This is a genomic window from Microcella indica, from assembly GCF_013414345.1.
In the GTDB taxonomy this organism is placed as follows: Bacteria; Actinomycetota; Actinomycetes; order Actinomycetales; family Microbacteriaceae; genus Microcella; species Microcella indica.
This window is the reverse complement of the sequence record NZ_CP058670.1, coordinates 791,976-804,857: the sequence shown is the minus strand read 5'-3', so window position 1 is coordinate 804,857 and position 12,882 is coordinate 791,976. Positions and strand designations below refer to the sequence as shown.

The 12,882-nt window shown below is 67.2% G+C and carries 15 protein-coding genes and 3 pseudogenes; 3 read left to right on the top strand and 15 right to left on the bottom strand.

Annotated features, from left to right (window positions below; translation table 11 throughout):
* Positions 1-51 precede the first annotated feature (51 nt).
* The 6 genes from HUJ41_RS03970 to HUJ41_RS03945 all read right to left on the bottom strand — a co-directional run bounded on the left by HUJ41_RS03970 (position 52) and on the right by HUJ41_RS03945 (position 4,430).
* Positions 52-957 (bottom strand): SDR family NAD(P)-dependent oxidoreductase, encoded by a 906-nt coding sequence (locus HUJ41_RS03970; RefSeq protein ID WP_179873434.1) that lies wholly within the window; start codon positions 955-957, stop codon positions 52-54.
* 95 nt (positions 958-1,052) lie between these two features.
* Positions 1,053-2,420 carry a methyltransferase domain-containing protein gene (locus tag HUJ41_RS03965; protein WP_218925639.1) on the bottom strand — a complete coding sequence of 456 codons (1,368 nt, stop codon included), beginning with the start codon at positions 2,418-2,420 and terminating at the stop codon, positions 1,053-1,055.
* 42 nt (positions 2,421-2,462) lie between these two features.
* Entirely contained in the window at positions 2,463-3,029 is a 567-nt protein-coding gene (locus HUJ41_RS03960) for a 3'-5' exonuclease (protein WP_179873433.1), read from the bottom strand.
* A 39-nt stretch (positions 3,030-3,068) separates the two neighbouring features.
* The gene (locus tag HUJ41_RS03955) at positions 3,069-3,518 is read right to left on the bottom strand and encodes a pilus assembly protein TadG-related protein (RefSeq protein ID WP_179873432.1); all 450 of its coding nucleotides are present in this window, start codon (positions 3,516-3,518) and stop codon (positions 3,069-3,071) included.
* 32 nt (positions 3,519-3,550) lie between these two features.
* Positions 3,551-3,937, bottom strand: coding sequence for a hypothetical protein (locus HUJ41_RS03950; RefSeq protein ID WP_179873431.1), 387 nt, complete (start codon positions 3,935-3,937; stop codon positions 3,551-3,553).
* A gap of 88 nt (positions 3,938-4,025) precedes the next feature.
* Positions 4,026-4,430: a TadE family protein gene (locus HUJ41_RS03945; RefSeq protein ID WP_179873430.1), complete on the bottom strand. Its 405-nt coding sequence runs from the start codon at positions 4,428-4,430 to the stop codon at positions 4,026-4,028.
* 62 nt (positions 4,431-4,492) lie between these two features.
* Between HUJ41_RS03945 and HUJ41_RS03940 the strand changes: the two genes are divergently transcribed.
* The gene (locus tag HUJ41_RS03940) at positions 4,493-5,002 is read left to right on the top strand and encodes a GNAT family N-acetyltransferase (protein WP_179873429.1); all 510 of its coding nucleotides are present in this window, start codon (positions 4,493-4,495) and stop codon (positions 5,000-5,002) included.
* Positions 5,003-5,060: 58 nt separating this feature from the next.
* Here HUJ41_RS03940 and HUJ41_RS03935 read toward each other — a convergent pair whose 3' ends face one another.
* Positions 5,061-5,237: a hypothetical protein gene (locus HUJ41_RS03935; RefSeq protein WP_179873428.1), complete on the bottom strand. Its 177-nt coding sequence runs from the start codon at positions 5,235-5,237 to the stop codon at positions 5,061-5,063.
* A gap of 92 nt (positions 5,238-5,329) precedes the next feature.
* On the opposite strand from HUJ41_RS03935, the gene HUJ41_RS03930 reads away from it, so the two are divergent.
* A complete protein-coding gene (locus HUJ41_RS03930; protein ID WP_179873427.1) occupies positions 5,330-5,980 on the top strand; it encodes a formate/nitrite transporter family protein in 651 nt (216 codons plus the stop codon).
* 8 nt (positions 5,981-5,988) lie between these two features.
* Here the strand turns inward: HUJ41_RS03930 and HUJ41_RS03925 are convergent.
* A pseudogene (locus tag HUJ41_RS03925) lies at positions 5,989-7,134 on the bottom strand (IS3 family transposase); the annotation flags it as partial.
* 98 nt (positions 7,135-7,232) lie between these two features.
* On the opposite strand from HUJ41_RS03925, the gene HUJ41_RS03920 reads away from it, so the two are divergent.
* Positions 7,233-7,460 (top strand): hypothetical protein, encoded by a 228-nt coding sequence (locus HUJ41_RS03920; protein WP_179873426.1) that lies wholly within the window; start codon positions 7,233-7,235, stop codon positions 7,458-7,460.
* Between the two features lie 21 nt (positions 7,461-7,481).
* Here the strand turns inward: HUJ41_RS03920 and HUJ41_RS03915 are convergent.
* The 7 genes and pseudogenes from HUJ41_RS03915 to HUJ41_RS03885 form a co-directional block, all read right to left on the bottom strand.
* Positions 7,482-8,505 (bottom strand): annotated as a pseudogene (locus HUJ41_RS03915) (sugar phosphate isomerase/epimerase family protein).
* A complete protein-coding gene (locus HUJ41_RS12895) occupies positions 8,502-8,738 on the bottom strand; it encodes a hypothetical protein (protein ID WP_348531840.1) in 237 nt (78 codons plus the stop codon). The pseudogene HUJ41_RS03915 and the gene HUJ41_RS12895 overlap by 4 nt, the downstream one beginning before the upstream one ends.
* A gap of 181 nt (positions 8,739-8,919) precedes the next feature.
* A pseudogene (locus HUJ41_RS12730) lies at positions 8,920-9,198 on the bottom strand (ABC transporter substrate-binding protein); the annotation flags it as partial.
* A 342-nt stretch (positions 9,199-9,540) separates the two neighbouring features.
* The gene (locus HUJ41_RS03900; RefSeq protein WP_179873425.1) at positions 9,541-10,395 is read right to left on the bottom strand and encodes an SDR family NAD(P)-dependent oxidoreductase; all 855 of its coding nucleotides are present in this window, start codon (positions 10,393-10,395) and stop codon (positions 9,541-9,543) included.
* A gap of 75 nt (positions 10,396-10,470) precedes the next feature.
* Positions 10,471-11,004 carry a luciferase domain-containing protein gene (locus HUJ41_RS03895; protein WP_224744564.1) on the bottom strand — a complete coding sequence of 178 codons (534 nt, stop codon included), beginning with the start codon at positions 11,002-11,004 and terminating at the stop codon, positions 10,471-10,473.
* Positions 11,001-12,317 (bottom strand): PucR family transcriptional regulator, encoded by a 1,317-nt coding sequence (locus HUJ41_RS03890; protein WP_179873424.1) that lies wholly within the window; start codon positions 12,315-12,317, stop codon positions 11,001-11,003. Before HUJ41_RS03890 ends, HUJ41_RS03895 begins: the two co-directional genes overlap by 4 nt.
* Positions 12,318-12,355: 38 nt before the next feature.
* A complete protein-coding gene (locus tag HUJ41_RS03885; protein WP_179873423.1) occupies positions 12,356-12,862 on the bottom strand; it encodes a cupin domain-containing protein in 507 nt (168 codons plus the stop codon).
* Positions 12,863-12,882: the final 20 nt, after the last annotated feature.

Genomic DNA, 12,882 nt, shown 5'->3' with positions numbered 1-12,882 from the left:
AGCCTATCGCCGCGTACCGGCGCGAGGCGCGGCCGGCGCCGTCGTGACTCGTCAGGCGTGGTGGCCGCCGTCTGGCGCAGCACCACCGTCAGCCGCAGAACCACCGCCAGGCGCAGACCCGCCGTCTGCAGCCGAGCCCGCGGCCGGCGCCGACTCCGCCGTCTCGAGCGGCATCTGCGCGGCCATCGCGACGGCCGGGTGGGCGCCCGTCGGCGTCGTCGCCTCCTCGGCCTTCACCATCTGGCTGGTCGCCGCGGGCACCTCGCTGAACGCCGTCGACGGCAGATCCTTCTCGTCTCCGGCGATCGCCGCGACGATGCGCTGCGCGACGGCAGCCGGCTCGAGGCCGGTCGGGAACTTCGGCGTCTCGCCGGCGATCGGGTGGCGGGAGAGCTCGGTCTCCGTGTGGCCGGGACGCGCATCGATGACGCGGATGCCCGACCGGCGCACCTCGCGAGCGGCGACCTGCACGTAGGCGGCGAGGGCGGACTTGACGGCCGAGTACGCGCCGATGCCGTTGGTGGGGTGCTCGCTCACCACTCCGCTGAGCGTGAGCACGAAGGGCTCCCTGCCCTGCTCGGCACTCTCGCGCAGGGAGGGGAGCGCGGCCCGGAGCATCCTCATGGGGGCGAGGGCGTTGATCGCCCACAGTGCCTCGATCGTGTCGTCGGCGGTGTCGGCGAGCGCGCCGAAGGCGACGGCGCCCGCGGCGTTGACGATGCCGTCGAGCTGGCCGTGGGCCGTGACCGCCGTCGCGACGAGGGTGCGCACGGCGGCCGGGTCGGTGAGGTCGGCGGGCACGAGCTGGCCGGGGATGCCGAGGGCTTCGAGGTCGGTCATGGAGCGCGCGCTCAAGGTGAGGTGCGCGCCCGCGTCGGCGAGCTGGCGAGCCAGGTGCCGACCGAGGCCGCCCGTCGCTCCGACGACGAGGATGGAGGATCCCTGCAGAGTGGTCATAGTCGAAGGGTAGGGCGACTCACTGGGAGCACGCAGACAACACTCAGGCAGTGCGACGCGGGCTTGGCGCTGCGGGAGCTCAGCAGTGCGTGGGCTCAGTCCCGCTGCATCTGCTCGATGTACTCGCGGATCGTCGGCACGCCTTCGAGCTTGTCGCGGAAGAACGTGTTCACGAGGTTGATCACGTGAGCACGGGCCGCCTCGAGGTCGCTCGTGCGCCGCTCCCCCGCATCCTGGTCTTCGAGCGTGCGCCGCAGGGTCATGAGGGCTGCGACGATCTCCGCCTCCTCCTCGCCCTCGAGCTCGGCGATGACCTGCATGATGAGGGCGTCGGCCTGGTCGCGCACAGCGTCGATCGGGATGCTCGTGCCCGGCTGGGTGGCGTTGTCGAGCGTGGAGAGGAGCGACCACACCTGGTACAGGATGGTCGCCGGCTCGTCGAAGAGCTCGCGCACGTATGCGGCATCCACGTGGCGGCCGGAGAGCCGGAAGATGTTGTACATGCGCTTGGCGGCCTTGCCGTAGTTGACCTGCTTCGTGAGGTACTTGCGCACCTCGCTCTCGAGCCGCTCGACGTACTCGTCGAGGGCGTCGTCGCTCACGAACTTCGCGACCTTCGCGAAGGTCGGCATGGCGTCGGCGTCGAGGTAGACCTCCTGGAAGTAGGCGTCGAGGTAGCCGTCGAGGGGCACGATCTCACCGTCGGGGGCCTCCCACGTGACGTCGATGACGTTGCTCGCGTTGGAGAGCGCTTTGCGCTCGGGGTCGGCCACGACCCAGTCGAGCTTGCACCAGCCGGGGTCGAGCGCGGCCTCGTGCCAGGTGAGGGTGCGTGTCGTGCCGTCGGCGAGGTCGAGCCGGATGCTCTGCTCCTCGACCTCGGCGGGGGTCCACGTAATCGGCGTGCCCTTCTTGCGCGCCTGGCCGCCGTGCTCGCAGTTCTCGGGGTAGTTGCCGAGCTTGGCCTCGAGGAACTGGAAGGGGTCGCCCGTCGCCGTGCGGCGAGCAGCGTCGCGCATGAGGTCGGCCATGATGCGGCACGCTTCCTCGCGCGTGTCCGCCCTGATGTTGAGCCGCTGGAAGTAGTCGCAGTCGCCGGGGAAGGACTGGATCTTCGACTGCGCGGCCGAGCCGCTCAGGGCGAGGGCGCTCTCGGCGACGCCGGACGGGCCCGTCACTTCGACGATCGCGCCGATGCGGCGGAAGCGCTCCAGATCGCGGGGGGTGAAGTCGAGCATGCTCACGCGGTGGCCGAATGTGCCGCTCTCGTGGGCGACGATGTGGTCGTCGCTCGCGGAGTCGGCCGCGATCGCGGCGAGCCACTGCAGGGCACCCTCCTCGTCGAGCTGCACGCCGAGGCGCTGGGCCGACTCGATGATGCGGGCCAGGTCGTCGTCAGGCGCGTTGCCGGGGTACTGACCGGTGTCGGGGGTGGGGGCGTCGGCGGGGGCTGCGGAGCTCATCGGTGAGACCTCTCGGGTAGCGCGCGCGGCGGCCCGCACGCTTCAGGCGCCCGCGGAGCGCTCCTGCTGCTCGGCCCGGATGGCCCGGAACAGGGTCGCCTGATCGCGTGCGTCGTCGAGTGCATTATGCGTCAGGACCATCTTCAGGCGATAGTGCTCGGCCACGCGGTGCAGGCTCGTCTCGCCCCAGGGAACGCCGGTCACGCCTGCGTAGTAGGCCTTGACGTCGAGCGCGGCGTGCCCGAGCGGGTTGCGGCCGAGGTAGCGGTGGAAGTAGTCGGCGACGAACATCCAGTCGAAGGGGGCGTTGAAGCCGACGAGGAGCGGGCGGGACTGCCGCGGCGTCACCGCCTCGATCCAGTCGGCGAAAGCCGCCATCGCCTCGCGGGGCGCGGTGCCGGATGCTCGCAGCTCGTCGACCGTGAAGCCGCCGATGCTCATCGCCGCGTCGTCGACCGTCTCGCGGTCGGGCTGCAGCTCGATGTAGAACGCCTGCTCGGGGTCGTCGACAAGGCATGCGCCGATGGAGAGCATCGCGTAGTCGCTCGGGCTCGGGCCCGCGGCCTCGATGTCGACGGAGATGAGGGTGACGGGTCGAGGGTCGGGCATAGCACCACGCTAGACCGTGCGCGCAGTCTCGGGGCGCGGTCAGTCGAAGACGCTGCGCGCCGTCGCGGTGACCTCGAGGCGCAGGCCGTCGGGCACGAAGACGGTGAGCGCGGGCGGACGCCAGTAGCTCGAGAGGGTCACGCGCGCGCTCAACCCGTCGGGGCTTGTCGCAGACTCGAGCGCGAGCCCCTCGACGGAGCCGGTCGGAGCCGCGGCGAGGTACGCCGAGACGTCCGCGCGCACGCGCGCGTCGGTGAGCCTCGGCCTCAGCACCTCCCCCTCGCGCACGGTCACGTCGCCGAGGTCGAACGACTCGGCGCCGACGAGCGCCGCGCCGTCGGCGAGCGTGAACAGGCGCGCGCGCTCGAGGTACAGCGCCGTCGCCGCCGTGACGAGCAGCACGACCACGAGCGCGAGCCCCGCGTAGCCGATGATGAGCGGCAGGGTCGAGCCGCGGTCGTCGTGAAGGGCCCGTCGCCAACGGTGCACGTCAGCACTGCGCCTCGCCGACACCGGGCCACTCACCGCGCGCCCCAGAACCGGGAGACCTGCTGGGTGGCGCTCGCGTCGATCGGCACCGCGAGCGGCCCGCCGAGCTCGACGACGGGCGGCAGCAGCGGCAACGGAACGCGCACACTCACCTGCACGGTGACCCATCCGCGGCGCGTGTGGCACTGCGCGGGCACGGGCGAGCACCGGATGCTCAGGGCCACGTCACTCGCCGTCACCCCGTGGTCGGCCAGGGCCAGGGCGAGGGCTCGCTCGGCCGCCGCGCTGCCCGCTGTCATAGATTCGGCCTGCACGAACACGCGCGCCGCCTGCCGCGCGGCTCCCTCCGCGGCGAGCGCCGCCGACTGGATGGCGCCGAGCGCGAGCACCAGGTAGACGAGCGGCACGAGCAACAGCATTCCCGCGGTGAGGAACTCGAGCGATGCCGAACCGCGGTCGTCGGCGGCGCGCGTACCTACCGGGCGCGAACGCGCCGGGCGACACCGCTCAGCGCAGCGGTTCGAGCGCGGCACGCCCGCTCACCTCCAACCCGCGGTCGAGCCCCGCGAGCCCGAGGAGGGGCAGCGGGGAGCGCACCGTCACGACAACGACCGGGTGGCCCTCGTAGCTGCCGAATCCTGCCGAGATGTCGCCCGCGTAGGACTCCCCGACGGCGGTCGCGATGAGGTCGCGGCTGCGCTCCACCCCGGCCGCGAGGCTGCTGTCGGCGAGCGCCGCGTGCCGGGCGCCCTCCGCCGCCGCATCGATGAGAGTCGACCGCACGTGGAGGGCGAGCGCGAGCTGCAGCACCGACACGGTCACGAGGGTCAGCAGGGCGCCGACGAGGACGAACTCGACGGGCGCCGAACCTCGGTCGTGCGGGTATCGGCGAGTGACACGTCGGCAGAGCATCCTCACGCGGCACCCCGGTACTCTGGAGTGTCCTCCCCCGCACGCACTGAACGGAACTGATGATGACTGAGCCCACTTTCACGATCCGCGGAGCCACCGAGGACGACTACGAGGGCGTGCACGCGATCCTCACCAGCCCCCACATCATGCAGGGAACCCTGCGGGTGCCCCTCGCGAGCACGGACTACTCGAAGGCCCGCCTCTCGCCGCGCAACGGCGTGCACCAGATCGTCGCGGTCGACAACGAGACGGAGGAGATCGTCGGATTCGGCGAACTCATCACCACGCCCGACGAGCCGCGCGCCCGTCATGCCGGCGAGATCGACCTCGTCGCGGTGAGCGAAGACTCGCAGAGTCAAGGAGTCGGCTCCGCCCTCATGGACTCCATGATCGACCTCGCCGACAACTGGCTCGACCTCAAGCGCCTCTCCCTCATCGCCTTCGTCGGCAACGACCGCGCTATCGCCCTCTACGAGCGCCTCGGCTTCGAGCACGAGGGCATCATGCGCCGCGTCGGCTACGGCGACGGCGACTGGATGGACGCCGTCATAATGGCGCGCCTGCGCGACTGACGCACCGTCGAACCACGACGGGCTCGCGACGCTCAGCGCCGAAGGGCCGGCGTCCACGCTAGAACGCGGTCACCCGGTCGATCGCCTGCTGGAACACGCCCTGCAGCGCGGGACCCGCAAGGGCCCAGATCATGATGACGAGGCCCGCCGTCATCAAGGTGATGAGCACCCAGCCGGGCACGTCCCCTCGCTCGTCGCCCCGCCACTGCTCGATCTTCCCCATGAGTGCATGCATGCATGCAGTGTGCCAAGAGTCCCGCCGGTCAGAGTCGAGTTGTTCACAGGATCGAACTTGCCAATCGGCCCGGGCTAGGCGAGCGTTAGCGCATGAGCGACAAGCGCGACGACGATCACCACAACGAGGAACACAAGGAGAAGCAGCGCGAGCGACGCGCCGAGCTCGGCGACAACGACGCCCCCGTCGAGGGGGAGCTCGAGAAGACGTTCGACGCGACCGTCGAAGAAGGCGCCGAGCGGCTGCAGCGCACCTTCCCGAACATGCTCATCACGGGGTTCTTCGGCGGACTCGAGGTGGGGCTAGGCGTCATGGCATACCTCTTCGTGCTCCATGAGACCGGCAACCACCTCCTCGCGGCGCTCGCGTTCGGCATCGGGTTCATCGCCCTCCTGCTCGCCGGCAGCGAGCTGTTCACCGAGAACTTCCTCATGCCCGTCGCCGCCGTCATCGCCCGCGAAGCGTCGGTGAAGCGGCTCGCGATGCTGTGGGGCGGCACCGTCGTCGCCAACCTCGCCGGCGGCTGGCTCTTCATGGGGCTGCTCATGATCGCCGTGCCCGCGTGGCACGAGCTCGTCATCGAGACCGCGCGGGAGTTCGCCGAAGCCCCGCTGACCCTCGAGACGGCGGCCCTCGCGATCCTCGGCGGCAGCACCATTACTCTTCTGACGCGCATGCACCAGGGCACGGAGTCGACAGTGGCGAAGATCATCGCGTCGGTCGCCGCAGCCTTCCTGGCCTGACCCCGTGTTTCGGTCCACGCCGTTTGGGAGTCGTCACGGGTTTCGATGCGTGCAGTCCCGAGCATAGGCCGCCGGGGTCCGGTAGCCGAGCGCGGAGTGGCGACGGCCATGGTTGTAGTCCCTTTTCCAGTCGCCGATCACGACCCGGGCATGGTGCAGGCTGTAGAAACTGTTCAGGTTCAAACACTCGTCGCGAATGCGGGAGTTGAACGATTCCACGTAGCCGTTGCGCCACGGCTGGCCCGGCGGAATGTAGGAGATCCCCACCGAGTCGTTCGCCCAGTCGGCGAGGGTTTGGGAGACGAACTCGGGCCCGTTGTCGCACCGCAACACAGTCGGCAGGCCACGGTGGGCGACGATGCGCTCCAGTTCGTCCACGAGCCGGTCGGCGGTGATCGAGCGCTCCACGAGCCCGCCGACGCATTCGCGGGTGTGCTCATCGATGATCGAGGCGATCTTCAGGTTGCGACCGTTCTCGGTGGCATCGAACTGGAAATCCACCGCCCACACCGTGTTAGGCGCGTCAGCCGGGATAGGTTCAGCGGTGGAGGCGCCGACGCGTTTGCGGCGACGACGCACGATCACCCGCAGGCCTTCCTCACGCCAGAGCCGTTGGATCTTCTTGACGTTCACCACCCAGCCCTCACCGACGGCGTCGGCGTGGGCGTTGCGGTAGCCGCGCCGAGGATGAGTCTTCGCCCACGCTCGCAGCCACGTCCGCAATGCAGCGTCTGGGTCGGCGCAGGTCTCCGAGACCAAGGGTCGGCGCCAGGCCGATCTGCTCAGCCCGACCAGACGACACGCCATCCGCTCACTGATGTCGAACACGCTCAGCAAGTGACGGATCGCGGCGCGGCGTCTGCCCGGGCCTAAAAGTTTCCCTCTGCCAGCTCCTTCAACGCCGCCTTCTCCAGCTCCGCCTCAGCCAGCAGTCGCTTCAAGGTCGCGTTCTGTTTCTCGAGCTCTTTGAGCCGTTTCGCGTCTTCTGCTTTCAGGCCGCCGTATTGGTTGCGCCACCGGTAGTAGGTCTGCTCCGACACGCCGAGCTCCCGGCAGGCAGCTGCAACGTCGCCGCCATCGGCCAGGACACGGTCAGCGATGCCGAGCTTGCGAACGATCTGTTCCGGCGTGTGCCGGCGCCTTCTCGTGGTCATGATGAATCCAGTCTTCCTCCCCGACGAGCGGGGCAACAAGACGACTCTCATAACGAACGGACCGAAAATCTGGGGTCAGGCCATTCCTGCTCGCGGGCGTGCCGCTCTTCCACTCGATCCTCGACTCGCTCCTCATCTTCGGCGCGATCCAGGCGGGCGCCGACTTCGGCTACCTCGAGTGGCTCTCCTGGTTCTGGTGGACCCTCATCCTCAACGTCGTCGGCGGCCTGCTGCTCGTCACTGCTCTGCGGCTGCTGCGCACGAAGGACCTCGTCGAGGAGCGCCGCGAGGAGTCACCGGAGGACCCGGACGCGCCGCGGCGCTGACCTCGAGGACGGCGCCGCCGTTCAGTCCTGGTTGCTGAAGGCGGCGTCGAAGGACGCGGTCGGCTGACCCCACAGCAGCGAACGGATGAACCCCGCGGCCTCCTTCGCCCCGTGCAGTCGATCCATGCCGGCGTCCTCCCACTCGACCGAGATGGGCCCCTCGTAGCTGATCGACCGCAGCGCGCGGAAGGAGTCTTCCCACGGCACGTCGCCGTGACCGGTGGAGACGAAGTCCCAGCCGCGCCGCGGGTCGCCCCACGGCAGGTGCGAGCCGAGGATTCCCGCGCGACCGTTCGCCGGACGCATCCGCGTGTCCTTGCAGTCCACGTGGTAGATGCGGTCCTGGAAGTCGACGATGAAACCGACCGGGTCGATGCCCTGCCACATCATGTGCGAGGGTTCCCAGTTGAAGCCGAACGCCTCTCGGTGCTCGATCGCCTCGAGGGAGCGCACGCTCGACCAGTAATCATAGGCGATCTCGCTCGGGTGCACTTCGTGGGCGAAGCGCACCCCCTCGCCGTCGACGACGTCGAGGATGGGGTTCCACCGGCCGGCGAAGTCCTGGAACCCCGCCTCGATGACGTCGGCGCCGACGGGCGGGAACAACGCGACGTACGGCCAGATCTTCGAGCCCGTGAACCCGACGACCATGTCGACGCCCAGTCGGCGCGCGGCCTTCGCGGTGAGCTTCATCTCCTCGGCTGCGCGCCGTCGCACGCCCTCCGCCTCGCCGTCGCCCCACACGCGCGAGCCAACGATCGCCTGGTGGCGGAAGTCGATGGGGTCGTCGCACACGGCCTGACCCTTGAGGTGGTTCGAGATCGCCCACACCTTCAGGTCGTACTTCTTGAGGATGTCGAGGCGCTCCTGGACGCCGCTCCTGGACGTACGGGTCGCCCTCGACGGCGCGAGCGACATCGAGGTGCTCGCCGGAGCACGCGGTCTCCAGCCCGTCGTAACCCCACTCGGAGGCATACCGCGCCACCTCCTCGAGGCTCAGATCGGCCCACTGGCCGGTGAACAGGGTGACGGGGTGCGTGCTCATGCGGAGTACCTCTCGTTCTGCAGCGCGGTCAAGTAGTCGTACGTGCGCTCAGCCAGAGCATCCTGACTCTGCCCGAGGGGATGCCAGATGGAGGCAGCAGTCGCGATCGTGTCATTGTCGGCGGTGAAGCTCTCGAAGTTGAGCGGGCCCGCGTAGCCGACGTCGTCGAGCGCGTCGAGCATGGCGGGCCAATCGGTGTGGTCGTCGCCGACGACACCGCGTCGTTGCCGCACACCTGTACGTGCGTCAGGTGGTCGCCCGCGAGCCGGATCGCGGCCGCGGGACTGTTCTGCTCGATGTTTGAGGTGATAGCTGTCGAGCGCGAGCCCGACGCCATGGCCGAGCGGAGGCTCGAGTGCGTCGAGCGCCTGTTCGACGGTGTTGACGAGACTCGTCTCGTAGCGGTTGAGGGGCGGCGAGCTCGTCAGAGATGATGTTCTTGATCTCTGCCGGGTCGGCTCCCGTGAAGTAGTCGACGGCCGCGATGCCGACCTCCTCGAAGAGACGCTCGGCCGTGGCCCAGCGCTGCTCGAGCACGTCGACGCCGGGCAGGATGCGCAGCGCGACGACCTTGTCGCCCTCCTCGAGGTTGTCGATGAGGAAGTTGGCCGACTCGATGCCCCACGCAAATCCACCGATGGGGTGGATGAACGTCGTCGGGCAGTCGGTGTTGACACCACGGTCTAAGACGATTCATATCGCCGGCGCACTCGTCGGCCCGGCCGGGCACCCCAACTCAGTCGGGCACGGCGACATTTCGGCCACGGCAGGCGAGACGCACGCGAACCCGTCGATTACGACAAGCTCGAGCGCTGCCCGACCGCACCGCGCTCCGAGCGAGGTCGAGTGTCAGGAGTTCGTCTGTGCACCTGACAGGGCGCCCCGTTCTCTGTCCTGGCGTGACAACCGCAACAATGACCCGATGGTGAAGGCGACCGCTGAATGTCAGCAATCGGCACGGGTGGGTTCCGTGAAAATCACCCGCGAATTCGACTGCGGCGACCTCGACACCGCGCCGTACAGCGAAGCAAGGTTCTAGGCCGAGGGGGCGTTTGCCAGCTTACTCATCACCTCGCCGAAGATCCGCTCGATCGCAGGGTCTGGGCGGCCAACACCGCCACCAGCGACCCAGCCACCGTCGACCACGAGGTTGGACCCGGTCACATAGTCTGCCTCGTCAGAACACAGGTACACGGCCGCCAAAGCAATATCCTCGGGCCGGCCAACGCGAGGGTTGAGCAACGAATTCTCGACTGGCTCGCGCCCTCCGGCGTCGAGCAGTGGTCGCGTGGCGGGGGTGTCGATGAAACCTGGCGAGACGGTGTTGACCCGAATGTTCCACGGAGACAACTCAACTGCCAGGTTGGTCGTCAGCCGCAGCACCGCACCCTTCGCCACGTTGTGCACCAGGTTGCCCGCAACGTTTCCGGGCATTGCCGAGCCCACCATAGCGGCGACCGATCCAGTGTTCAGGATGACGCCGTGGCCCTTGCGTTTGAACACCGGCAGTGCCTTCTGGATCGCCAGGAACAAGATGGTGACCTCGTTCGTCATGTCGAAGTCCCAGTCAGCGCGAGTGAGGGACTCGATGGTGCCTCCTCTCACCCCAGAGGCATTGTTGTAGAGGATGTCGAAGTCGCCATACGCGTCGACAGCGAAGTCAATCCAGCTCTGCACCCCGGCTTCGTCGCTCAAGTTCAGAGGCTGCATCGACACCATGTCGCCTCCCTTCGCGCGCACCATCTCGACCGTCTCTTCAGCGAGGTCTGCCTTGAGATCGCATCCCACGATCTTGGCGCCCTCGGCAGCGAAGGCTAGTGCCGCCGCCCTGCCCTGTCCGTCCGCGGTGCCGGTGATGAGAGCAACTTTTCCCTCCAGGCGTCCTGCCATGAGCTTGTCCTTCCGTCCTGCAATGATGGTTCTCTGGATTGTGAAGCACCGATATTGTCTGACCGACACGCGCCGTCAACGGCCCGTGTCGCCTACTTCGGTGGACTCGCCTACTTGGGTGGACGTTGGATGAACGCCCGTCGCATAGGCATACGACTGCCTGATCAAGCCCGCCGCAATCGCCGCTTCACCAGCATCACGTGGGGAGTAAACCATAACAGCTCCGGGCGAGATAAAACCGAGGCGCGCAATGGGATGCTGCTCGGCCCAGCCAGCTTCGATCGCTGCTTCGGCAACGGCTTGCGGCAGCACAAGGTGCAGGGAAAAGTCTGGTGCCGGGTGGAGGTGCGCAAACTCCCTGTCGATCATGAAGGCCTCGGGCGGCCCTTGGCCGGTGCCAGGAGGCAACGTCAGCGCTTGCGCCCCGGGCACTGAGATCATTGAGCCCGCCCATACAACCGGAAGGTCGCCCAGCAATTCGATCAGCCGCAACCTAGGTTGATGATCCACGGGCTGTTGGTCGAGCTGTGTGTGCGGGTTCGTCGACGTCGTCGACGGGCGCGGGCCAGAGCGTCGTGGATATTCCGTCATCTCGTCCTCGCGATTCATGCCACCACCTGCGCAGCGAAGTCTGCTCCGAGAATATCAGTGGCCAGCAGCGCAGTATGAAGCGGACTGAGATCCTCACCGATGTCCCTGCCAAGGATCTCCTCAGCTCGGCGAAGCCGGTAACTCACGGTGTTCTTCGAGACATGAAGCCGCTGAGCCGCGGCGTACTGACTGCGATTGACATTGAGATACTCCAGCATGGTGCTTCGAAGGTCCGTCTCGCGACCGCTGTCCCCGAGGAGTCCGCCGAGCTGAACCTCGAGAAACCTCTGAAGACGTTCGGGACGAGCGGCGAGTTCAGCGACTGCCCCATAACGGTCATACGGCAGGATTCGCCCGAGGTTGCGCCAGCCGGCCATCATGGCGACCTTCTGCAGAGCACGCGCCTCGTCATGACTGGCGATGAACCCCGCTGCGCCGCTACCGGGGAGACCGACCGTCATGGTCCATCCATTACACGGTGGCGGTGGCTCTAGACGGAGATCGCCAGCAGTGCGAACGCTCCCCCACGCCCAGAGCACGTTGGGTGCGATCTTCACCTTGAAGATCTGATCGCATCCCATCCCCTCGAGCGCCTTTACGGTCGTGGCCACGAGCTTCTCGGGTTCTTCCCGCTGGCTGAATGCGACTGCGGCCACGTGGATTCGGTCAAGCGGATATCGGGTGACCTGTTCGAATCGTTCCGGTCGGCCTCGACCGCTCAAGAGAGCAGCGAGGACTCCAGATTCCGTTTCATGAAGACCCCGCACCGGATTCTCCGTTGCTGGATGCATGTCGGTGATGACATCCGCGAGTTGGTTGTGCGTATCGACCACGCTGCTGACAAGTGCCCGCATGTTGGCGCCCTGCTCACCCACGGGAATGAGCCGTTCACACTCGTGAAGGAGCGCTTCGGTGATTCCAGCTTGCCCGAGGTTGAGAGCTCTCAGGACGGCGGCCAGAGTCGCGCCCTCATTCATGGCCCCTTGCGCCAATTGCAGGACCAGGGGCCTCGTGAGCCGGCCAAGATTCGGATCCACTAACCGGAGGATGGTGTCCAGGAACAATAGCTCCGTTGTCTCATGGACTGTTCTCCCTAGAGACGCGAGAGACGGATCCGTCCTGACGATCAGATTCGCGACACCGGCCGCTTCAGACGCAACCCACTGAGCGGGGCCGGGGCCAAGATGCTGGCGCGCTACCTCGCGCGCCGTGTCGGTCAGCTCGCCGGGAACGTCGGAGACGGAAGAAAGCTCCAGTATCCACGTGAAGGTGTGCGGGGACCTTCCCGAGGCCCCTGTATCGATCGGAGGCGACGTGGCGGGTTGTGTCATCGCGTGATTGTACTCCTGACCGTCGAGTACGAATGCACTCATGTGTCTTGAACGCCGAACTCTTCAGCAAAGCTGACTTTGCCACGGCTTTCGCGACGACCAGCGTCGAGGCTGTTCAGGAGCCGAGAATTCTCGATGATGATCATGTGCACGTCCTCCGAATTGGCATAGTGCCGGTGCCAAATCCAGGGGGGAGTGAAGACAAAGTCACCTTTGCTCCAGGTGACAACCTGGTCGCCGATCTCCGACCATCCGCCACCGTCCGCCACGTAGTGAACGGACTCGTGGACGTGCCTCTGGAGGTCCGTCGAGGTCTCCGCCGGAATCACCTGGAGTACGAACTCCACAGTCTTCATCGGCACGTGACGCAGCAGACCGAGGTGGGAGGGATTGTCCGTCCCACCCGTGAGCCAGTAGGCGTCCTCCGAATGCGTGACGAGATGAGGTTCGGTCACGTGCTGATCATCCCGGTGGTGCATGCGGTCAATTTCCTGCATGAACTCCTGGAGTCCTTCTTCGCTGAGCTTCGCACTGTCGTTGCCCATAGTCGGCGTTCCTTTCCTTC